This is a genomic window from Streptomyces sp. NPDC059092 (assembly GCF_042756365.1).
Taxonomy (GTDB): domain Bacteria; phylum Actinomycetota; class Actinomycetes; order Streptomycetales; family Streptomycetaceae; genus Streptomyces.
Map to the genome: position 1 here is coordinate 1 of NZ_JBHZEJ010000045.1, position 21,666 is coordinate 21,666.

General features: G+C 69.2%; 16 protein-coding genes and 1 tRNA gene. 7 read left to right on the top strand and 10 right to left on the bottom strand.

The window, feature by feature from the left end; all coding sequences use genetic code 11:
• Window positions 1–56: 56 nt before the first annotated feature.
• The gene (locus ACFXPL_RS24015) at window positions 57–1,826 is read right to left on the bottom strand and encodes a beta-galactosidase family protein (protein ID WP_384923104.1); all 1,770 of its coding nucleotides are present in this window, start codon (window positions 1,824–1,826) and stop codon (window positions 57–59) included.
• Window positions 1,827–2,008: 182 nt separating this feature from the next.
• Between ACFXPL_RS24015 and ACFXPL_RS24020 the strand changes: the two genes are divergently transcribed.
• The 4 genes from ACFXPL_RS24020 (at window position 2,009) to ACFXPL_RS24035 (ending at window position 7,777) form a co-directional block, all read left to right on the top strand.
• Window positions 2,009–2,890, top strand: coding sequence for an AraC family transcriptional regulator (locus tag ACFXPL_RS24020; RefSeq protein WP_384923108.1), 882 nt, complete (start codon window positions 2,009–2,011; stop codon window positions 2,888–2,890).
• A gap of 45 nt (window positions 2,891–2,935) precedes the next feature.
• Complete coding sequence (locus tag ACFXPL_RS24025; RefSeq protein ID WP_384923111.1) at window positions 2,936–3,301, top strand: chorismate mutase; 366 nt, start codon at window positions 2,936–2,938, stop codon at window positions 3,299–3,301.
• A gap of 87 nt (window positions 3,302–3,388) precedes the next feature.
• Window positions 3,389–6,040 (top strand): aminopeptidase N, encoded by a 2,652-nt coding sequence (gene pepN, locus ACFXPL_RS24030; RefSeq protein ID WP_384923114.1) that lies wholly within the window; start codon window positions 3,389–3,391, stop codon window positions 6,038–6,040.
• Window positions 6,041–6,349: 309 nt separating this feature from the next.
• Window positions 6,350–7,777, top strand: coding sequence for a lysine N(6)-hydroxylase/L-ornithine N(5)-oxygenase family protein (locus ACFXPL_RS24035; RefSeq protein ID WP_384923117.1), 1,428 nt, complete (start codon window positions 6,350–6,352; stop codon window positions 7,775–7,777).
• A gap of 22 nt (window positions 7,778–7,799) precedes the next feature.
• Here the strand turns inward: ACFXPL_RS24035 and ACFXPL_RS24040 are convergent, their stop codons facing one another.
• Entirely contained in the window at window positions 7,800–9,611 is a 1,812-nt protein-coding gene (locus ACFXPL_RS24040; protein WP_384923120.1) for a bifunctional metallophosphatase/5'-nucleotidase, read from the bottom strand.
• Window positions 9,612–9,911: 300 nt separating this feature from the next.
• On the opposite strand from ACFXPL_RS24040, the gene ACFXPL_RS24045 reads away from it, so the two are divergent.
• Window positions 9,912–10,628: an SIMPL domain-containing protein gene (locus tag ACFXPL_RS24045; protein ID WP_384923123.1), complete on the top strand. Its 717-nt coding sequence runs from the start codon at window positions 9,912–9,914 to the stop codon at window positions 10,626–10,628.
• Between the two features lie 137 nt (window positions 10,629–10,765).
• Window positions 10,766–12,199: a pyruvate kinase gene (pyk, locus tag ACFXPL_RS24050; RefSeq protein ID WP_384923126.1), complete on the top strand. Its 1,434-nt coding sequence runs from the start codon at window positions 10,766–10,768 to the stop codon at window positions 12,197–12,199.
• A 73-nt stretch (window positions 12,200–12,272) separates the two neighbouring features.
• Here pyk and ACFXPL_RS24055 read toward each other — a convergent pair whose 3' ends face one another.
• The 4 genes from ACFXPL_RS24055 to ACFXPL_RS24070 all read right to left on the bottom strand — a co-directional run bounded on the left by ACFXPL_RS24055 (window position 12,273) and on the right by ACFXPL_RS24070 (window position 16,527).
• The gene (locus ACFXPL_RS24055) at window positions 12,273–13,412 is read right to left on the bottom strand and encodes an NAD(P)/FAD-dependent oxidoreductase (protein WP_384923128.1); all 1,140 of its coding nucleotides are present in this window, start codon (window positions 13,410–13,412) and stop codon (window positions 12,273–12,275) included.
• 11 nt (window positions 13,413–13,423) lie between these two features.
• Complete coding sequence (locus ACFXPL_RS24060) at window positions 13,424–15,442, bottom strand: LodA/GoxA family CTQ-dependent oxidase (RefSeq protein WP_384923235.1); 2,019 nt, start codon at window positions 15,440–15,442, stop codon at window positions 13,424–13,426.
• Window positions 15,443–15,565: 123 nt separating this feature from the next.
• Window positions 15,566–16,345, bottom strand: a complete 780-nt coding sequence (locus tag ACFXPL_RS24065) for a transcriptional regulator (RefSeq protein WP_384923131.1) — start codon at window positions 16,343–16,345, stop codon at window positions 15,566–15,568.
• Between the two features lie 107 nt (window positions 16,346–16,452).
• Window positions 16,453–16,527 (bottom strand) — tRNA-Leu (locus tag ACFXPL_RS24070).
• A gap of 98 nt (window positions 16,528–16,625) precedes the next feature.
• On the opposite strand from ACFXPL_RS24070, the gene ACFXPL_RS24075 reads away from it, so the two are divergent.
• A complete protein-coding gene (locus ACFXPL_RS24075; protein ID WP_384923134.1) occupies window positions 16,626–17,279 on the top strand; it encodes an ANTAR domain-containing response regulator in 654 nt (217 codons plus the stop codon).
• Between the two features lie 73 nt (window positions 17,280–17,352).
• Here ACFXPL_RS24075 and ACFXPL_RS24080 read toward each other — a convergent pair whose 3' ends face one another.
• The 4 genes from ACFXPL_RS24080 to ACFXPL_RS24095 are packed head-to-tail and all read right to left on the bottom strand — an operon-like array spanning window position 17,353 to window position 21,666.
• A complete protein-coding gene (locus ACFXPL_RS24080; RefSeq protein ID WP_384923137.1) occupies window positions 17,353–18,069 on the bottom strand; it encodes an ABC transporter ATP-binding protein in 717 nt (238 codons plus the stop codon).
• A complete protein-coding gene (locus tag ACFXPL_RS24085) occupies window positions 18,066–18,983 on the bottom strand; it encodes an ABC transporter ATP-binding protein (protein ID WP_384923238.1) in 918 nt (305 codons plus the stop codon). Before ACFXPL_RS24085 ends, ACFXPL_RS24080 begins: the two co-directional genes overlap by 4 nt.
• A gap of 5 nt (window positions 18,984–18,988) precedes the next feature.
• Window positions 18,989–20,728: a branched-chain amino acid ABC transporter permease gene (locus tag ACFXPL_RS24090; protein ID WP_384923140.1), complete on the bottom strand. Its 1,740-nt coding sequence runs from the start codon at window positions 20,726–20,728 to the stop codon at window positions 18,989–18,991.
• A gap of 5 nt (window positions 20,729–20,733) precedes the next feature.
• Entirely contained in the window at window positions 20,734–21,666 is a 933-nt protein-coding gene (locus ACFXPL_RS24095) for a branched-chain amino acid ABC transporter permease (RefSeq protein WP_384923143.1), read from the bottom strand.

Here is a 21,666-nt window from a genome sequence, read left to right on the forward strand (position 1 = left end):
GTGGGGGGTGTGGTCCCGCCCGCGCCGTCGCTTACCACGCCCCCCTCATCCGTGTCTCAGGCGAGCTGGACCCTGGGCCCGCCCGCGGCGTCCAGCTCCAGCACCCACAGCTCGTTGACGCCCTCGCGCAGCACCGGCCCCGGCACGTACAGCGACTCCTGCGGCCCGGCGGACCAGTAGCGGCCCAGGCAGAAACCGTTCACCCAGACAAAGCCCCGCGTCCAGGACGGCAGCGTCAACCGGGCGTCACCCGCACCCTCCACCGTGAACGCGGCCCGGTAAAGACCGCGGTCCCCCGCCCCGTCCGGCAGCCCCTCCGGCACCGTCCCGTACGGGATCCGGGCCACCGCCTCCGCGTCGTCGAACGCGTCGAGCCGCAGCCCCCGCGCCCGTACCCCGTGCAGATACTGCCGCTCGTGCAGCACCCCGCCCGTGATGCCCTTCGACTCGCCCAGACGCGGCCCGTAGTTGATCCGCGCCAGCGACTCCACCCAGATCTCCACGGACGCCGGCCCGGCCACCGGCTCCGTCAGCGCCGGCGCCCCGTCGCTCGACGCGCCCGCCCGGGCCCGTACGCCGTCCACGTACACCACCGCCAGATCGCGCAACCCGGCCAGCGTCAGCCGCTGCGGCGTACGCGGCCCCGGGACGTCCACCCGGTAGCGGACCAGCCCCCGGTCCACGCCCAGCTCCTCGAACGTCGGCGGCAGCGCCCACTCCGACTCCGGGCCGCCGAGCGCCTCCACGACCGCGTCCAGCGGCGCCCACCCCGTGAACTCCGCCGTCACCGGCGCGGCCAGCACCGGCGGCGCCTGCGGGATCTCCGGCAGCGGACCCTCCTGATACTCCGCGAACACCTCGCGGAACAGCCGGAACTTCTCCGTCGGACGGCCCGCCTCGTCGATCGGCGCGTCGTAGTCGTACGACGTCACATCCGGCTCCAGCGCCCCGTCGTTCAGCTCACCGGCCCGGTTCGCCCCCGCCCACCCCGCGAAGTTCGTCCCGCCGTGCGCCATGTACACATTGACGGACGCCCCGGCCTCCAGGATCTCCCGCAACGCGCCCGCCGCGTCCGCCGGATCCCGAACCACCGGCTTCCCGCCCCAGTGCTCGAACCAGCCGCACCAGAACTCCATGCACATCAAAGGGCCTTGCGGACGGTAACGGCGCAGCGTCTTGAAGGCCGTGCCCGCCCCCGAACCGAAGTTCACCGTCGCGAGCAGCCCCGGGACCATGCCGCCCGTCAGCATGTGCTCCTCAGGACCGTCCGAGGTGACGAGCGGCACCGTGATCCCGCCCGCCCGCGTCAGCTCCGTCAGCCGCTCCAGATACACCTGATCGGTGCCGTAACTCCCGTACTCGTTCTCCACCTGCACCATGATCACCGGACCGCCCCGGCCGAACTCCCGCGCCGCCACCCCCGGCAGCAGCTCCCCGTACCAGCGCTCCACCGCCCCCAGGAACTCCGGATCCCTGGTCCGCACCCGCGCGCCAAGCGGCCCCGTCAGCCAGTGCGGCAGCCCGCCGTTCTCCCATTCCGCGCAGATGTACGGACCCGGCCGCACGATCGCCCACAGCCCCGCCGCGTGCGCCGCGTCCAGGAACCGGCCGAGCGCCCCCACGTCGTGGAACCGGCCGGGCTCCGGCTCGTGGAGATTCCACGGGACGTACGTCTCCACACAGTTGAGACCCATCGCGCGCAGCATCCCCAGCCGGTGCGCCCAGTGCTCCTCATGGACGCGGAAGTAGTGCAGCGCGCCGGACAGCAGCCGCACCGGACGGCCGTCCACCTCGAAGTGCTCGTTCCCCACCGTGAATCCGGTCATCGGCTCAGCCACCGTCCGTTCTGGTTGTCCGCCGTCGTACCCGCGTCGGACCCGCCGTCATGCCTGCTGGTCCCACCCTCCCCGGTGGCGGGCGCACGGTCCATGGACAAAGATCAGCACTGATTGGACGGAACGGCGGGGCAGGGCACGGAACAGCGGGGCCGAGGGGGCCGGGGGAGCGGATGACGTACCACACCTGGATGCGGTTCTTCAGCCCCGGACCCGTCCACCACGGGCTCGGCCTCGTCTGCCTCGGTGTCGGACTCCAGCAGGGTGCCATCCCCGTCGTCGGCCCCCGCACCCTCGACCACCACGTCGCCGTCGTCATCAGCACCGGCAGCGGCTGGTTCCGCTCCGCCGACGGCCGCCGCACCACCGTCACCGCGCCCGCGCTGCTCTGGCTCACCCCCGGCACCGCCCACCACTACGGCCCCGACCGGCAGGGCGGCTGGGACGAGAGCTTCGTCGACTTCACCGGACCCGCCACCACCACGTACACCGAACTCGGCTACATCGAACCGGACCGGCCCGTCGTCCCCCTCGCCGACGCGACCGCCCCCCGCGCCGCCGTCGCCCGGATCGCCCGCGCCGCCCGCCACGGCAACCCCCTCCTCGAAGTCGAGACCGGCGCCGCCGTCCACGAACTGCTCGTCGCCCTGCGCCGAGCCCGCGCCGACGCCGACGCCGAGGGCGACCCCGTACTCCAGGCACTCGCCCGCGACGCCTGCCGGCCGCTCACCGTCGCCGACCACGCGGCCCGCCACGGGATGACCCCGGCCGCCCTGCGCACCGCCGTACGCCGGGCCTCCGGACGCAGCCCCAAGGACTACCTGCTGGGGATCCGCCTCGGCCACGCCAAGGAACTCCTCGTCGCCACCGAACTGCCCGTCGCCGCCGTCGCCCGCCGGGTCGGCTACGACGACCCCGCCTACTTCTCCCGGCTGTTCACCCGCCGGGTCGGAATCGCGCCCGTACGCTTCCGGGAGCAGCAGAGCCGTACGGTGCCGGGCACCGGAGAAGGCGGAGGCGACGGGACGCCCGGAGGACGGGATCCCGCATGCTGACCACCCCGAGGCCCCGGCGCCCCGCTCCGTCTAAGCTGCCGGACCATGACCACGAGCGACCCCGGCACCACCCCCGGCGACGGCAGCGGCGGCGGTAGCGCCATCGACCCGGCGGTGCGGTCCGAACTGACCCGGCTCCGCGAGAGCATCGACAACATCGACGCCGCCGTCGTACACATGCTCGCCGAGCGCTTCAAATGCACCCAGCAGGTCGGCCACCTCAAGGCCGAACACCAGCTCCCCCCGGCCGACCCGGCCCGCGAGGCCCGCCAGATCACCCGGCTCCGCCAGCTCGCCGAGAGCGCCCGTCTCGACCCCGCCTTCGCCGAGAAACTGCTCAATTTCGTCATCGCCGAGGTGATCCGCCACCACGAGACGATCGCCGGCGAGAACCGCGGCGACCACTCCTGAGACACGGGGGACCCGGCGGGGGGCCGTGCGCTCACAGCGCAAAGAACCCTGCTGCGCGGCCCCCGGCCCATCGGGCAGCATGGCTTCATGCCCGTACTGACGCGCGACGAAGCGCAGACCCGAGCCCGGCTCCTCGACGTCCAGCGGTACACGATCGCCCTCGATCTGACCGCCGGCGAGGACACCTTCGACTCCAGCACCGTCATACAGTTCACGGCCCGGGCGGCCGGAGACACCTTCGTCGAGCTGAAGCCCGCCACCCTGCGCACCGTCACCCTCGACGGCGCGAGCCTGGACCCCGCCGCCCTCGACGGGAACCGGCTCGCGCTCACCGGGCTCACCGCGGGCGCGCACGAGCTGCGCGTCGACGCCGCGATGCGGTACTCCCGTACCGGCGAGGGCATGCACCGCTTCACCGACCCCACCGACGGCGAGACGTACGTCTACACCCAGCTCTTCATGGAGGACGTACAGCGCGTCTTCGCCGCCTTCGACCAGCCCGACCTCAAGGCCGTCTTCGAGCTGACCGTCACCGCGCCGGAGCGGTGGACCGTCCTCGGCAACGGAATCGCCGAGCGGATCGGTACGGAGCGGATCGGTACGGAGCGGATCGGCCAAGGGCAGGACGGCACGGAGCGGCGCGGCGCCGGGAAAGCCGGCAAGGGGCAGGGCGGCGTCGGGAAGGCCGGCAAGGGGCAGGCCGGCGCAGGACACGGCGGTACGGAGCAGGGCGGCGCCGCCCGCTGGACCCTCGCCCCCACACCCCGCATCTCCACCTACCTCGTCGCCGTCGCCGCCGGCCCCTGGCACACCATCCGCACCGAACACGCCGGCCTCCCCTTCGGGATCCACTGCCGCCGCTCCCTCGCCCCCCACCTCGACACCGACGCCGACGAGATCTTCGAGATCACCCGCGCCTGCTACGACCGCTACCACGAGAAGTTCGAGGAGCCGTACCCCTTCGACTCCTACGACCAGGCCTTCGTCCCCGAGTTCAACGCGGGCGCCATGGAGAACCCCGGCCTCGTCACCTTCCGCGACGAATTCGTCTACCGCTCCGCCGTCACCGACAACGAACGCCAGACCCGCGCCATGGTCATCGCCCACGAAATGGCCCACATGTGGTTCGGCGACCTCGTCACCCTCACCTGGTGGGACGACATCTGGCTCAACGAGTCCTTCGCCGAGTACATGGGCTACCAGACCCTCACGGAAGCCACCCGCTTCACCGACACCTGGGTCGACTTCGGCATCTGGCGCAAGGGCTGGGGCTACGACGCCGACCAGCGCCCCTCCACCCACCCCGTCGCCCCCGACCCCGCCGCCGTCCCCGACACCGCCTCCGCCCTCCTCAACTTCGACGGCATCTCCTACGCCAAGGGCGCCTCCGCCCTCCGCCAACTCGTCGCCTGGCTCGGCGAAAAAGACTTCCTCGCCGGCATCAACACCCACTTCGCCCGCCACAAGTTCGGCAACGCCACCCTCGCCGACTTCATCGACTCCCTCGCCCACGCCACCGACCGCGACGTCCACGCCTGGGCCGAACAGTGGCTCCGTACCACCGGAGTCGACACCCTCACCCCCCGGATCACCGACCACACCACCCGGTGGACCCTCGACGTCGACCGCGACGGCAGCCGCCCCCACCGCCTCACCGTCGGCACCTACGACACCGCCCCCGACGACGGCACCGGCCCCACCCGCCTCGTCCCCCGCGAACGCTTCGAACTCGACCTCCCCCTCACCGAACCCCTCACCCTCCCCGGCCGCAGGCCCGCCCTCGTCCTCCTCAACGACGGCGACTGCACCTACGCCAAGATCCGCCTCGACGCGCCCTCCTGGGACACCGCGCTGCGCACCCTCTCCGGCATCCCCGAACCCCTCACCCGCACCGTCCTGTGGAACGCCGCCCGCGACATGGTCCGCGACGGGGAACTCGCCCCCACCGCCTACCTCGACGCCGCCCGCACCCACCTGCCCCACGAAACCGACGTCGCCCTCGCCGAAGGCGTCCTCGCCTTCGCCGCCACCCAGATCACCGACCGCTACCTCACCCCCGAACAGCGGCCCGCGGCGCTCGCCACCCTCACCGCCCTCTGCCGCGACCTCATCCGCCGCACCGAGGACGGCAACCACCCCGGCCTGCGCCTCACCGCCGTACGCCACTTCATCGACGCCGCCACCCAGCCCGACCCCCTCCAGGACTGGCTCGACTCCGGCAGCGTCCCCGGCGGCCCCGAACTCGACCCCGAACTGCGCTGGCGCGTCCTCACCCGCCTCGCCGTCCTCGGCGCCGTCGACACCGCCACCATCGACGCCGAACTCGACCGCGACCCCAGCGCCACCGGCCAGGAAGGCGCCGCCCACTGCCGCGCCGCCCTCCCCGACCCGGAGGCCAAGGCCCGCGCCTGGGCCCGGCTCTTCGACGCCACCGACGAACTGTCCAACTACCTCTTCACCGCCACGGCCAAGGGCTTCTGGCAACCCGAACAGGCCGACCTCGTACGGGAGTACGTCCCCCGCTTCTACCCCGAGGCCATCGCCCTCGCCGGCCGCCGCGGCCCCGCCATCGCCGACGCCGCGGGCCGCTACGCCTTCCCCGCGTACGCCGTCGACGAGGCATCGCTGCGCCTCGGCCAGGACTGCCTGGACCGTACGGAGATGATCCCGTCCCTGCGCCGCAAACTGATCGACCAGCTCGACGACCTCGGCCGCGCGCTGCGGGTCCGCACAGGCTGAACCGCCTCCACGGCGGCATCCGCCGGGGCCCGCCCGCCGTGTGCGAGGGGCCCCGGCGGGCGTTGACGGTCCCCGGCGCCCCGGCGCCCCGGCGCCCCGGCGGCTGGGTGGGCCTCGGCAGCCCAGCGGCTGGGTGGGCCTCGGCGGCCCGGTGGGCCGGTGGGCCCCGGCGGCACCCCGGCCGACCGGCCCGACCCGGAGCGCTATTCAGCCTTTCCGGCGACCGGCGCCGAACCTCCCGATACCCCTGACAGCATCGCCTCGTTGTGCTTCCCAGACACCACCACTCGTGGAAGGCAGCACACGTCGATGACCGCCCACCCCGCCGGCCTCGCCCACCCCCACGACCTGGTGGGCATCGGCATCGGCCCGTTCAACCTCTCCCTCGCCGCCCTCGCCGACGGCATCCAGGGCCCCACCCCCCTCGCCACCGCCTTCTTCGACCAGAGCCCCGCCTTCCACTGGCACCCCGGCCTGCTCATCGACGGCGCCACCCTCCAAGTCCCGTTCCTCGCCGACCTGGTCACCCTCGCCGACCCCGCCAGCCCCTGGTCGTTCCTCAACCACCTCAAGGCCGCCGACCGGCTCTACCCCTTCTACTTCGCCGAGCGCTTCCACATCCAGCGCGCCGAGTACGACGCCTACTGCCGCTGGGTCAGCGAACAACTCCCCGGACTCCACTTCGGCCACCAGGTCGACGCCATCCGCTGGAACGGCGAACGCGACCTCTTCGAAGTCGACTTCACCCAACTCGACCCCGACGGCGAGGTCGAAGCCCTCGGCCGCGCCTACACCCGCCACATCGCCCTCGGCATCGGCACCGAACCGTACGTACCCGACCCGCTCAGGCCCCTCGTCGACGCCCCCGCCGTGCCCGTCGTCCACTCCGCCGACTACCTCGACCAGCGCGACCGGCTCCTCGCCGCAGGACACATCACCGTCATCGGCTCAGGACAGTCCGGCGCCGAAGTCTTCCTCGACCTGCTGCGCGCCCGCCCCGCCGGAGCCGAACGGATCCACTGGCTGACCCGCACCGAAGCCTTCGCACCCATGGAGTACTCGAAACTCGGCCTCGAACAGTTCACGCCCGACTACACCCGCTACTTCCACGCCCTGCCCGAAAACGCCCGCGACGACCTCCTCCCCAACCAATGGCAGCTCCACAAAGGCATCGGCCCGGAGACCATCGCCGCCATCCACGACGAGCTGTACCGCCGCACCCTCCACGGCGGCTGGCCCGACGCCCTCCTCACCCCCGGCGTCCAGATCCGCACCGCGGGCCGCGTCGGCACCACCCAACTCGAACTCCACGTGGAACACCGCAGGCAGGCCACCCGCACCCGCCTCACCACCAACGCCGTCGTCCTCGCCACCGGCTACCGCGAACGCTCCCCCGACCGGCTCCTCGCCGGGCTCGAACCGTTCATGAGCCGGGACGACTCGGGACGCCCCCGCGTCGACGCCCACCACCGGCTCGTACTCGACCCGAGCGTCAGCGGCTCCGCCTACGTACAGAACGCCGAACGGCACACCCACGGCGTCGGCGCACCCGACCTCGGACTCGCCGCCTGGCGCAGCGCGACCATCCTCAACCACCTCATGGGCCAACTCACCGGGACAGAGCCCTACACCCTGCCCCCGCGCACCGCCTTCACCACCTTCGGATTCAGCGGACAGGACCGGACCCCCGTAGTGCCCGCACCGAGGATCCTGGTCCCGCTCATCGAAGTCCGCTGAACCCGCCAGAACGGCCGACGGCTCAGAACACCGGCACACCGTCCCGCGTCAGCTTCCAGTCCACCGACGCGAACGCCGACGGATCGACCGTCCCCTTCGCCTTCACCCAGCCGATGATCGTGTTACGGATCTCGTCCGAATCCGACCAGAGCTGCTGCGCCCCGGCCACATGCGGGAAGTTCCCGCCACCACTCGCCCGGTAGTTGTTCACCGCCAGCACGAACTTCGCCGCCGGATCCACCGGCTTCCCCTCGAACCGCGCGTCCACGATCCGCGAACCCGCCGGCTTCGCGATGTCTATCTCGTACGTCAGCCCCGACACCACGTCGTAGTTGTAGTCCGGCGTACCGTCCGCGTTCGTCAGCTTCGACGTGTCCACCGCCGCACCCGCCGCCGTCCGCACGTAGTACTTCGCCGAGTACTCCAGATACGCCAGAAGCTGCGCGCCGGTCATCAGCCGCGCCTCCAGCGTGTTCTCGAACGGGTACAGGCCCGCCGCGTCCTTGATCGTCACCTCACCGGCCGGGATCCCCGCCGTACGCGAGAAACACGACGCCTGGGACAGCACCGGCAGCGCCGCCCACGCGCCGCCCGCCAGCGCCGCCTTCACCGTCTCCGCCTGGACATGGTTGATCAGGTCGATGATCGGCTCGTCCTTCCACGGCGCGTCCGTCGTGGACATCGCCGCCGTCGACGTACCGATCACCTGGTTGACGTACGCGACGACCTTGCGGTGCTCGTCCGACAGCAGCCGCGTGATCTTCTTGTCCTCCGCGACCGTGTTCGAGTTGAGGACCTTCGAGGTGACCCTCTCGACCGTCCAGCGCCCCCGCTCCCACACCAGCGCGAAGTCGAAGAGCGTCAGCCGCTGACCCCACTTGAGCGGCTCGGACAGCACCACGTCCTTACCGGTCTCCTTGTTGACCACCCGGCGCTCCGGGATCTCCGCATGCGCGTGCCCCACCAGAATCGCGTCGATGCCCGGCACCCGCTCGGCCACCAGACCCGCCGCGTTCTCCACGTACGGAAGCTGGTCACCGTACGACGACGAACCGTCCGACCCCGAGTGCGCCGACACGATCACCACGTCCGCGCCCATCGAACGCAGCTTCGGAACCCACTTCGCCGCCTGCTCCTCCAGACCCGGGAACGTCATCTTCCCCTGGACGTTCGCCTTGTCCCAGATCGCGATCCCCGGATTGGTCAGCCCGAGAATCGCCACCCGCACCTCACGGCCGTGCGGCGTCCGCAGCTTCTTGATCACATACGGCGCGAAGGCAGGCTTCAGCGTCTTCGCGTCCAGCGCGTTCGCCCCGAGCAGCGGAAAACGCACCTGCTCCTCGAACTTACGCAGCACCGGAATGCCGTAGTTGAACTCGTGATTGCCGAGCGCCGCGGCGTCGTAACCGATCGCGTTCATCGCCTGCGCCATCGGATGCACCGGACCACGCTTCGCGGTGATCGGGTCGATCTTCGCGTAGTAGTACGAGAGCTGGGTGCCCTGGATGGTGTCACCCGCGTCGATCAGCAGCGTGTTGTGCCGGCCCTTCTCCTCACGGATCTGATCGACCAGCGTCGAGATCTTCGCCAGACCGACATCGTTGTGCGCGGCGTCGTCGAATTCCTTGTCCGTGAAGTAATCCCAGTTGAAGACGTTCCCGTGCAGGTCGGTCGTCCCCATCACCGTGAACGAGTACCGCTTCGGCGGACGTCCGTGAGCGGAACCCTGACCATGCCCGGCGGCCTGCGCCGGAGCCGTGCCCCCGGCGGCCAGCGCCGCTCCGGCACCGGCGACGGCCGCACTGCCCAGGAGCGTCCTACGGTTCAGCGGCATCTCTTGTTCTCCCTCGATCCATTGCGCCGTTGCGCAACGATTCATTGCACAACGCGCGTAGATTCTGGCTCAGAACCACCACACCGCAACACCCCCTGACGGTTTCGATCAGGTGACCGCCAGAGGTCGCACCCCGTCGCACTCACCGTCGCGCCCCGCTCTCACACGGAGAGTGCCAGACCGGGATGCGAGAGTAGCCACAGCAACCCAGCAGCCACCAGCACAGCACCACCGTCCTGCCGCCCGGTCGGCCGCTCGGCCATAACGGCCACCGCCGCACACACGAGGGAGCCGCCCCCCATGACCACCGACACCCCGACCCCCACCCCCTCCTACGGCACCCCCGAAACACCCCGCGTCGCCGTCCGTGGCGAAGCACAACTTGAGGTCGACCCCGAGATCGCCCGCATCTCCATCACCATCGGCGCCCGCGGCACCGACCGGCACACCGCCCTCGACGACCTCACCCGCCGCAACGCCCGGGTCCTCGAACTCGTCAAAAGCTACGGCGACGCCGTCGAAAAACTGGAGACCGGCGCCTTCTCCATCACCCCCGAACTGACCAGACACGGCCGCGGCGAACGCGTCCGCGCCTACCACGGCCGCGTCCACCTCACCGTCGAACTCACCGACTTCACCGCCCTCGGCGAACTCACCACCCGCATCGCCGACCTCGAACTCACCAGCGTCTCCGGCCCCTGGTGGTCCCTGCGCCCCGACTCCCCGGCCCACGGCCAAGCCCGCCGCCAAGCCGTACGGGAAGCCGTCCAGCGCGCCCGGGAATACGCGGAAGCACTCGGAGCCCGCCTCGCCGCCCTCGTCGAGCTCGCCGACATCGGAGCCGAGACCAGCAGCGCATACGGAATGCCCGCCCCCGGAGCGATGCGCAGCGTCGCCTACGGAAACGCCGGCGCCGCGGAGACCACACCCGCGCTCGACCTCGAACCCCAGCGCCAGACCGTCCACGCCCAGGTGAACGCGCGCTTCACCATGACCCCGCCCGACCTCAACTCCTGAACCCGGCCACCCCGAAAGCGCTCATCGGAGCGCCCCCGCGCACAACGAAATCCCTGCCAACAACCTTTCACGCAAAGGTTGTTGAGCAGCCATACAGACCCAAGTCCCTACCGGCGGGTAAGCTCTACGCTCGATATATGCGCCGAGCGAAGATCGTCTGCACCCTGGGGCCCGCCACCGACTCCTACCACCAGATCAAAGCACTGGTCGAAGCCGGAATGGACATCGCCCGCCTCAACCTCAGCCACGGCACCCACGCCGAACACGAGGAGCGCTACCAGCACGTACGGAAAGCCGCCGAAGAAACAGGCCGCAGCATCGGCATCCTCGCCGACCTTCAAGGCCCGAAGATCCGCCTCGGCCGCTTCCACGAAGGCCCCGTACTCCTTGAACGCGACGACACATTCACCATCACCACCGAACCCCACGAAGGCGACCGCCACACCTGCTCCACCACCTACGAAGGCCTCGCCACCGACGTCACCACCGGCGAACGCATCCTCGTGGACGACGGCAAAGTCACCCTCGAAGTCACCTCCGTCGACGGACCCCGCGTCCACACCCGCGTCATCGAAGGCGGCATGGTCTCCGACCACAAAGGCCTCAACCTCCCCGGCGTCACCGTCTCCATCCCCGCACTCTCCGACAAGGACATCGACGACCTCCGCTGGGCACTCCACCTCGGCGCCGACCTCATCGCCCTCTCCTTCGTACGCACCGGCGCCGACATCGACGACGTCCACCGCGTCATGGACGAAGAACACCACCGACTCCCCGTCATCGCCAAAGTCGAAAAACCCCAAGCCGTCGAGAACATCGACGACATCATCGCCGCCTTCGACGGCATCATGATCGCCCGCGGCGACCTCGGCGTCGAAATGCCCCTCGAACAAGTACCGATGGTCCAGAAACGCGCCATCAAACTGGCCCGACGCAACGCCAAACCCGTCATCGTCGCCACCCAGATGCTCGACTCGATGATCGACAACTCCCGCCCCACCCGCGCCGAAGCCTCCGACGTCGCGAACGCCGTCATCGACGGCACCGACGCCGTGATGCTCTCCGGCGAGACCAGCGTCGGAAAATACCCCGTCGAGACCGTCAGAACGATGAGCCGCATCGTCGAAGCCGCCGAGGAGGACCTCCTCGCCCAAGGCCTCCCACCCCTCACCGACCACAACAAACCCCGCACCCAAGGCGGCGCCGTCGCCCGCGCGGCAGCCGAGATGGGCGACTTCCTCGAAGCGAAATTCCTCGTCGCCTTCACCCAGTCCGGCGACACCGTCAAACGCCTCTCCCGCTACCGCTCCCCGATCCCCCTCCTCGCCTTCACCCCCGACCCCGCCACACGCTCCCAGCTCAACCTCACCTGGGGAGTGGAAACCTTCCTCGGCCCACACGTGGACTCCACCGACGCGATGGTCGCCCAGGTCGACGAAGAACTCCTCCGCATCGGCCGCTGCCGCAAGGGCGACACCGTCGTCATCACCGCAGGCTCCCCACCCGGCCTGGCAGGCTCCACCAACCTCGTCCGCGTCCACCACATCGGCGAGAACGACAACCCGAAATAACACCAGCGCCGGAACGACCCGCCCCACCCGCCCCCAAGCCGACCAGCACCACCCGGCCCGTACGCACCCGCACTCACAGCGCCACGCCACCCCGAGCCGCCACCAGCCGACGGGCCCAGAAGGCCCGATCCGCCCAACGCCTCTCCTGCGCGTGAATCACCCGGTGACCACGGACATACGCGGCACGCGCCCGCCGTACCCCGTCCTCGTAACCACCCAAGGCCGCCACCTCCCCGCCCAGCCAGGCATCAACAGCCCGCCCGGCGCCCATCCCCGTGTACAGGGCGGTCAGAACACCCTGCGAGGAGAGCGGATCGAAAGACACGGCCGCGTCCCCGGCCGCGACCCACCCGTCCCCGCACACCCGGTCCAGGAACGCGCCGTGCGCCGGCGCCCTGCGCAGCACCGTCGACGGAACGAAACCATGAGGCCGCGCCCGCCGCCACACATGGCGCGTCGCCAGCAGACGCGGCCGCAACTCCTCCGCCGTACGAACAGCGGCCGAGGGCAGATCCGCATCGGTGAAACAGGCGACCAGCCGACGCCCCCCGGGCAACGGCGCCGTGTACCACCAGCCGTCCTCGTCGGACTCGACCAGCGAACAGCCCTCCACAGCGCCCGGAGCCGGCCCCAGGACCAGACACAGGGCAACCAGCCCATCGCACACCCGCCGCCGGGCACCACACCGGACGGCGACCCCGGCGCCCCGCCCCGTGGCATCGACCAGCCAACGACAACGCACAACACGATCACCACCAGGACCCCGCAGAACCGAGACCCACCCGCCATCCGGCCGCCGCACCGGCCGGCGCACCGCGACGCCCTCCGCGACCTCGGCCCCCGCCGCACGAACGGCATCCCGCAGCCGCCCGTCGAACACCCTCCGATCGAGATGCCACCCATGACCACGCGGATCATTGATGAAATCCACCACCCGCAACTCGTCCGAACCCCAGGCCGACAAATTCGCGTAACAAGGCAGATGCCCCGAACCCAGCACCCCACCACCGGCCCCGAGATCGTCGAGCAACACCGCACCGGCCGACACCAGCGCCTCACCCACCTTCGGCGGACCACCACCGGCATCCACCAACAACACCCTCCGGCCCGCCCGAGCCAGCACGAGCGCCGCCGCACACCCCGCCGGCCCGCCACCCGCCACCACCACGTCATACCCGGCACCGAACCGACCCCGCGGAGAACAGCCGGACACCGGCGCGCGCCTCACAACCCCTCGTGGAACGGGTCGAGCCTCTCGTCATAACCGGCGGAGATCTCCTCCTCACTGAACCGCGTCTCCGCCACAGCCCGAAGAACCGCCTGATTCACCAGCGCGCCCTCCACGGCCTCCGCACCCGGCCCCTCCGCCGCCCACGTACCCGCAGCCGCCGACAAGTGAGGGAAAGCGGCCTGAGGCACCTGAAGATTGACCAGATTGCGCGTATCCGGCGACATGTCGAACGGCGCCGCAGGACGCGATTCCACCGAAATCCTCTCAGGGAACACCCCATCGCCCACCGTGTACGCACGCTCCTCGACGAAGCCGAACTTCGGCCAGTCCGTGATCATCTGATTGGTCTGCTCCGTGACCGTACCCACCAGCCCCCGCAACCAGACCGCACGCCGCTCGAAAGCAGTCGACCTCGCCACATCGCCACCCGGCTCCGGCGCCGAATTGACGATCGCGAAGTCATCCTCCTTGAGCACATGATTCGGCACGTGAGCAGGCCAGAACGTCGGCAGATACGGACTGTACCGAGGACCCAGATTGCCCAGAACCTCGTAACCGGAACGACAGCGCGCCGCATCCGTCTGCCAAGGAGCCGCCATCCACCGCGTGAGATCCCCAGGCCCCTGCGCATACAACGGGCCATTCACCGCGAGCGCCTTCTCCGGGGTGAGCGACACACCGTAATCAGGCTCCGGCACGCCCACACCGCGATGCCGGATCCGGAACGGCTCCGTATACATGGTGCTGTGCCGGATCGGCCAGGTCACCTCACAGCCCGGATGGAAGGCGTCCGCCGCACAGTGCTCCAACGCCGCACGGTCCAGCAGCCCCGGCTGCTCCGCGACCGGGGCGTCATCGACCTCGGGATACGCCGTCGGCCGGGTGCCAGGCGTGAACACCCCGTCCGCCCAGCGCCCCATCATCCGGTCCTGAGTCGGGGACAGCAGCAGATAGTGCCGTACGGACGGATGCGCGGCCGTGGCCATCGCGTCCCCGTAGACCCACGGCCACGGCACCGGAGAGGTCCCGTCCCGGTCGTAATTACGCAAGGCGGTGTACACCTGACGGCGCAGTTCCCGTGACCGCTCTGACGCGTCGGCGAGCCGGTCCAGCATCGCCGGAGCGAGGAAGTCGTGCGGCCCGTTCCAGCCGTACTGGGAGGCGAAACCATGATTGACCCACTGGAGATCGCAGAACCGCCGAAGGATGGGTTCGATGTCGTCCGCGAACGAAACCGGCGGCGGGGGCTGCGCACCACCGAAGAACACGTCATGGAGCAGGTCGTAAAGGGTGCGGACGCTTTTCACATTCGGCGCGTAGTCCGGAGGACCGACCACGACCCAGGCCGGCGTCGCCGTGAGCGTACGGCCCTGAAGGGTGACGGTCGCCGTCACCGGGCCGTCGGAGGTGTCGTCGTACCAGGTGTCGTTGTTGGCCACGCCCGTCGCCGGCTGGTTCGCGTAGGACTTGGACGTCCCCATGCCGCCGAGCACCAGCAGCCGACCGTCCGGCTGGGCGGAGATCTCCCCGAGGTAGACCGCCTTGCCCATGATCTTCCCGGAGTCGAACCTCTGGGTTCCGACCGTGGACCCGAGGACGGTCCGGCTTCCGGGATCGTTGACCAGCTTCTTCCGGTCGGCCCCGACGACGCCGGCGTTCCGCAGGCCGTACTGGGCGGGCGCCAGACCCTTCCCCTCGACAATGTCGAGCGGCACATGGAACTGGTACCACGCCGCCTTCTTGTTGGCGAGGTGCACGGTCCACGAGACCTCCGACACGCCCCCCTCGTTCAGCTTGAGCTCCCGCACGACCTCCCCGGCCGCGTTGTACCCGTACAGCCGAAAACGCGCCGCCTGCCTCTTGACCGCCCCGGCCGCGTCCTTGTAGAACCCGGGCTGCTCAGGGATCCGGTCGGGCGACTCCGGGCCGACGAAGAACTCCGTGGCACTGTTACCGACGCGGGCGACCCCGACAGCCGGGTGGATCTTCACCTGCGCGATGTTCTGGTCCATCGAGGGCCTCCGGTCTTCTTCTCCGAAGGCCACCATTAATGCGGCGATAGTATTTTCGACATTGACGCCCCGGGCGAGCACGCAGCTTCACGCGATCAGGCCAAGGCCGCTCCGTGGTCTCGCTCAGTACTTGGGGCCTATGTGGGCGTCCATGAGGGCGACGGATGCGCGCTTGGCGACGGAGATGTTGTACGGCTTGCCCGCGCGGGTGCAGTGCCGCCACTCGACGCCGACCTTGTCGAGGGTGTCGGTGTAGAGCCGCAGGATGTCGGTGGAGACGTTGGTGAACCAGTAGCGCGGGTATTCGTACCGCTTTTTCTCACCGCGTACGACACGAGTGGTCCAGTTCATGTTCCGGCAGCCGTCGGAATGGACGAGCCCCCGGATGAACTCCCACGGGTACGCGTCCACGATCTTCTGTTGCCAGGGTTCGAGGGCGATGCGCCGGTCGTGTTTCCTGCCCGGGCCGTGCTGAGGGAACAGGCACGGCCAGTGGCGTCCGTAACAGGTGACCATGACGCATCCCTGCTTCTGGAGGATATGCACACGGCTGCCGAGGCGTACGTCCCCCATGGCCTCTTCGCACGCCCTGATGAGGCCGGGCCAGGCGTCAGCGCACGCGATACGCAGGTAGTAGCCACCGTGGGGGTGCGGGCTGATACAGCCGTCGCCGAGGTAGAGACCCAGCAGATAGGCATACGCTGCGGGGGCGGTGGGCGTGCCCGGCACGGGCAGGCACCGTGGACACATGTCAGGTTCGAGCATGCGCGGCAGCGGCTCTGCGCGGGTGAGCCATGAGCGAATTGCCGACCGCGATATGCCGGTCTGCTTGCTGACACCGTTGAAGCTGAGCCCCTGACCCAGAAGGGCCAGCGCTCGCTGTCGCGTCCGAAGATTGTACATGAGAACGATCGTGATCGGCGCTGGAGTCCCTGGCCTCGGAACGGCGGAAAACCACACGATCAAGTGACTGCGGAGAGAGGCGGCGTGACCTTGGAATGGAAGGAAAGTGCCCCAGGTGGGATTCGAACCCACACTGTCCGCTGTTTGAGAGCGGCCTCTCTAACCAATTGGAGTACTGGGGCCTGAGAATGCAAGGGAATCAGGTCCCCCGCCTGGGCCTACCTTACCGCAGCTCGGTAGGCTCATGGGGAGCAGCATCTGTCTGGAACGAGGAGCCCCCGTGACCGCCCCCGAGTCGCCCCAGCCCGTCGACGATGACGACAAGTCGCATGTCCCGCCGCTGACGACGCGTGTCGTCATCGCTGAGGACGAGGCCCTGATCCGTCTGGATCTCAAAGAGATGCTGGAGGAGGAGGGGTACTCGGTCGTCGGTGAGGCCGGTGACGGGGAGCAGGCTGTCGCGCTGGCGCGGGAGCATCGGCCTGATCTGGTGATCCTCGATGTGAAGATGCCCGTTCTGGACGGGATCTCCGCGGCGGAGAAGATCGCGGAGGAGTCGATCGCGCCGGTGCTGATGCTGACCGCGTTCTCGCAGCGTGATCTGGTGGAGCGGGCGCGGGATGCCGGGGCGATGGCGTATCTGGTGAAGCCGTTCAGCAAGAGTGATGTGGTGCCGGCCATCGAGATGGCGGTGTCGCGGTTCACGGAGCTGCGGACGCTGGAGCGTGAGGTCGCGGATCTGACGGTGCGGCTGGAGACGCGGAAGCTGGTGGACCGGGCGAAGTCGGTGCTTCAGACGCAGTACGGGCTGACGGAGCCGGCGGCGTTTCGGTGGATTCAGAAGACGTCGATGGATCGTCGGATGTCGATGCAGCAGGTGGCTGAGGCGGTTATCGAGGACGCGGCGGAGAAGAAGTCGGGGAAGGGGCTGTAGGCCTCTTGCGCGGAGAGGGCCCGCTCCCGGCTGTCGGCCGGGGGCGGGCCCTCTTTCGCGTACGGCGGCGGGGTCAGTCTTCGCCGAGGTAGGCCTTGCGTACGGATTCGTCGTGGAGCAGGGAGTCGCCTGTGCCGGACAGGACGATTTTGCCGATTTCCATGACGTGGCCCTGGTCGGCGAGGGAGAGCGCGGCTTGGGCGTTCTGCTCGACGAGCAGGATGGTGGTGCCCTGTGACTTGAGCTCCACGATGGTTTCCATGATCTTCTGCATCATGATCGGGGAGAGGCCCATGGAGGGTTCGTCGAGCATGAGCAGTTTGGGCTGGGACATGAGGGCGCGTCCCATGGCGAGCATCTGCTGTTCGCCGCCGGAGAGGGTGCCGGCTGCCTGCTTCCGTCGTTCGCCCAGGATGGGGAAGAGGTCGTAGGCGCGCTGGATGTCTTTTTCGATGCCGGCTTTGTCTGTGCGGAGGAACGCTCCGAGCTGGAGGTTTTCCGTGATGGTGAGCCGGGGGAAGATGTGGCGGCCTTCGGGGGAGTGGGCGAGTCCGAGGGCGACGATCTTGTGGGCGGGGACGGTGTTGAGGGGTTTTCCGTCGAAGACGATCCGGCCGCCGGAGGGCTTGAGGAGTCCGGAGAGGGTGCGCAGGGTGGTGGTTTTGCCGGCGCCGTTGGTGCCGATGAGGGTGACGATCTCGCCGGCTTCGACGCTGAAGGAGATGCCTTTGACGGCTTCGATCTTGCCGTAGGCGACTTTGAGGTCTTCGACCTCCAGAAGCGCGGTCATTTCGCGTCTCCTTCCGTGCCGGTGGTGCCGGTGGTGCCGGTGGTGCTGGTGTCGCGGGGGGTGTCCGTTTCCGCGGCTTCGGCGGCTGCTTCCGCGGCTTCGACGGCGGCGACTTCTTCGCCGCCGGGGGCGCCTTCGAAGGGGGTGCCGAGGTAGGCGGCGATGACGCGTTCGTCGCCCTGGACGGCCGAGGGGGTGCCTTCGACGAGTTTTTCGCCCTGGACGAGGCAGGCGACGCGGTCGCACAGGTTGAAGATGAACCGCATGTCGTGCTCGATGACGAGGACGGCGATGCCCTGGTCCCGGATGGCGAAGATGAGTTCTTCGGTGACCCGGGTTTCCTGGGGGTTCATGCCGGCGGTGGGCTCGTCGAGGAGGAGCAGGCCGGGTTCCGCGGCGAGGGCGCGGGCGATTTCGAGCTTGCGCTGTTCGCCGTAGGGGAGGTTGCGGGCGAGATGGTCGGCCTTGTGCTGGAGGCCGATGAATTCGAGGAGTTCCATGGCGCGTTCGTGGGAGGCGGCTTCGGCTTTCCTGAAGCCGGGGCCTCGCAGGAGTGCGGACCAGAGTCCTTCTTTGGTGCGGGTGTGGCGTCCGACGAGGACGTTTTCCAGGACGGTCATGTTGGCGAAGAGCCGGATGTTCTGGAAGGTGCGGGCGATGCCCGCGTTGGTGACGAGGTGGGGCTTGGGCGGGAGGACGGTGCCCTTGTAGGTGACGGTGCCCTCGGTCGGTATGTACAGGCCGGTGAGGCAGTTGAAGAAGGTGGTTTTGCCTGCGCCGTTGGGGCCGATGAGGCCGACGATCTCACCGGCGTCGACGTGGAGGTCGACGTTGCGTACGGCGGTGAGGCCGCCGAAGCGCATGGTGACGCCGGTGGCGTTGAGGACGCTGCTGGTTGTGGTCGCGGTCGTCATGTCGTTCACGCCCCCGCCTTGGCGACGCCGGTGCTCGGGCCGGTGGTGTCGTCCGGTACGTCGAGCTGGTCCGTCTCGTGGAATTGGAGTTGCGCGCGCCGGTTGGCGATGAGGCCTTCGGGGCGGAAGCGCATGAGCAGGATGAGGGCGATGCCGAAGCCGAGGAGCTGGTAGTCCTGGAGGAACTGGAGCTTGGCGGGGATCAGGTAGAGCAGGGAGGCGCCGATGAGGGGGCCGGTGATGGTGCCCATGCCGCCGAGGATGACGGCGGCGAGGAGGAACGCGGAGTTGGGCGGCACGGGTCCGGCGAACACGTACATCTCGGGGACGACGGTGTGCTGGACGTGTGCTTGTACGGTGCCGGCGAGGCCGGCGAGGGTGGCGCCGAGGGCGAAGGCGATGAGTTTGACGCGGAAGCCGTTGATGCCCATGGCGGTGGCGGCGGTCTCGTCCTCGCGGATGGCGACCCAGGCGCGTCCGATGCGGGAGTCGCCGGCGCGGCTGAAGACGATCACCACGAGGATCATGGCGAGGAGCATCAGCAGGTAGTAGTTGGCGTAGGCACCGAGTTCGAAGCCGAGGACGGTGTGGGATTCGCCGAAGTTGTACCCGAAGAAGTTGAGGTCGGGGATGTTCGGTACGCCGTTGGGGCCGTTGGTGATGCGGGGGCCTGAGACGCCGTCGAGGTTGCCGACGGCGATGCGGAAGATCTCTCCGAAGCCGAGGGTGACGATGGCGAGGTAGTCGCCGCGCAGTCGCAGGGTGGGTGCGCCGATGAGGACGCCGAAGATCAGGGAGACGGCGGCGCCGGTGAGGACGGCGGCCCAGAAGGGGAAGTGGACGTCGAAGACGGAGGCGGTGGTTCCGGAGACGAGGGCGGCTGTGTAGGCGCCGACGCCGAGGAAGGCGACGTATCCGAGGTCGAGGAGTCCGGCGAGGCCGACGACGATGTTCAGTCCGAGGGCGACGGTCGCGAAGATGAGGATGTTGACCGCGATGAGGGTGAACTGGTCGGTGCTCTGGGTGAAGGGGAACGCGGCGGCGGCGACGAACGCGGCCGAGACGGCGATCAGGCGGTATTTGGCGGTGAGGCCGTTGATCCGCGCGATGAGGCCGGCTTTGAAGAGGGCGGTGGCGGTGAATCCGACGGTGAGCAGGTAGCCGGTGAAGAGTTCGGCGTACTCGGTGTCGATGCCGTAGGTGAAGACGGAGAGGCCGAGGGCGAAGACGGCGACGATGATCAGGATCTCTGCCCAGGAGGGGAGTTCCTTGGGCCGCCTGGCCTGGCGGGTGTCGTCGGGCAGCAGGAAGGCGGCGACGACGGGGATGACGGTGGCGACGGCGGCGACGAAGCCGCCGGGGTCGAGGTTGACGAGTCCGCCGAGTTCGACGGCGATGGCGATGACCGTGAACCAGGTGGTGGCGAAGGCGCCGAGGGCGAGCAACTGGAGTGCTTTGGTGGAGCCGGTGGGGGTGAGCCAGGTGAGGCCCTTGATGCCGAGTGCCGAGAGCGCGAAGAGTGCGGTCAGGATGCCGGCGGTGAGGGTGAGGAGCTGGAGGCCGCCGGGGTAGCCGTAGACGGTGAGGTCGCCGGGGAACTCGGTGGTGTAGGTCCAGGAGAGGAAGGTGCTCGCCACGGTGGCGATGCCGCCGATGAGGGCGAGCCCGCGCAGTTGGGTGGTGCGCTTGGCGTCGGCCGCCGCTGTGGTGGGGGCCTTGGTGGTGGTGTCAGTCGTGTTGGTCATCGGTGTCACGCCCGATCCGCGACGCGCTCACCGAGCAGGCCTTGTGGCCTGACGAGGAGGACGACGATGAGGAGGACGAAGGCCCAGACGTTGGCCCATGCGCCGCCGCCGAGCTGTTGCATCCCGGGGATTTCTTCGATGTACGCGATCGACATGGCTTCGGCGAGGCCGAGGACGACTCCGCCGACCATGGCTCCGTAGATGTTGCCGATGCCGCCCAGGACCGCGGCGGTGAACGCCTTGAGTCCGAGGAGGAAGCCCATCTCGAAGTTGATCTGGCCCTTGTCGAGTCCGTAGGCGACGGCGGCGACGGCGGCGAAGGCGGCGCCGATCGCGAAGGCCATGACGATGATGCGGTCGGTGTTGATGCCCATGAGCTTCGCGGTGTCGCGGTCCTGGGAGGTGGCCTGCATGGCGCGTCCGCTGCGGCTCTTGGAGACGAAGAGGCCGAGGGCGAGCATGCACAGGGGGGCGAGGACGAAGAGGAAGGCGTCGGCGCGCTGGATGTAGAGGTTGTCCGTGATGTGGAAGGACTCGCCCTTGAATTCCGGGAAGCTGATGGCCTTCTTGGCGTCGGGGTAGAACGCCCAGATGAGCTGCTGGAGGGCGATGGAGAGGCCGATCGCGGTGATGAGCGGTGCCAGCCGTGGGGCGCCTCGCAGGGGGCGGTAGGCGAAGCGTTCGGCCGCGGTGGCGACGGCCACCGAGGCGAGGGCGCCGCCTGCGATCATGAGGGGTACCGCCACCACCAGGGAGGTTCCGCTGGGGAGCCAGGTGTAGGTGGTGAGGGCGCCGAAGCCCCCGATCATGAAGATCTCGCCGTGGGCGAAGTTGATGAGCTGCACGATGCCGTAAACCATGGTGTACCCGATGGCGATCAAGCCGTAGAGGGCACCGAGGGCAAGGCCGTTGGCGAGCTGTTGCGGCAGTTCGTTCAC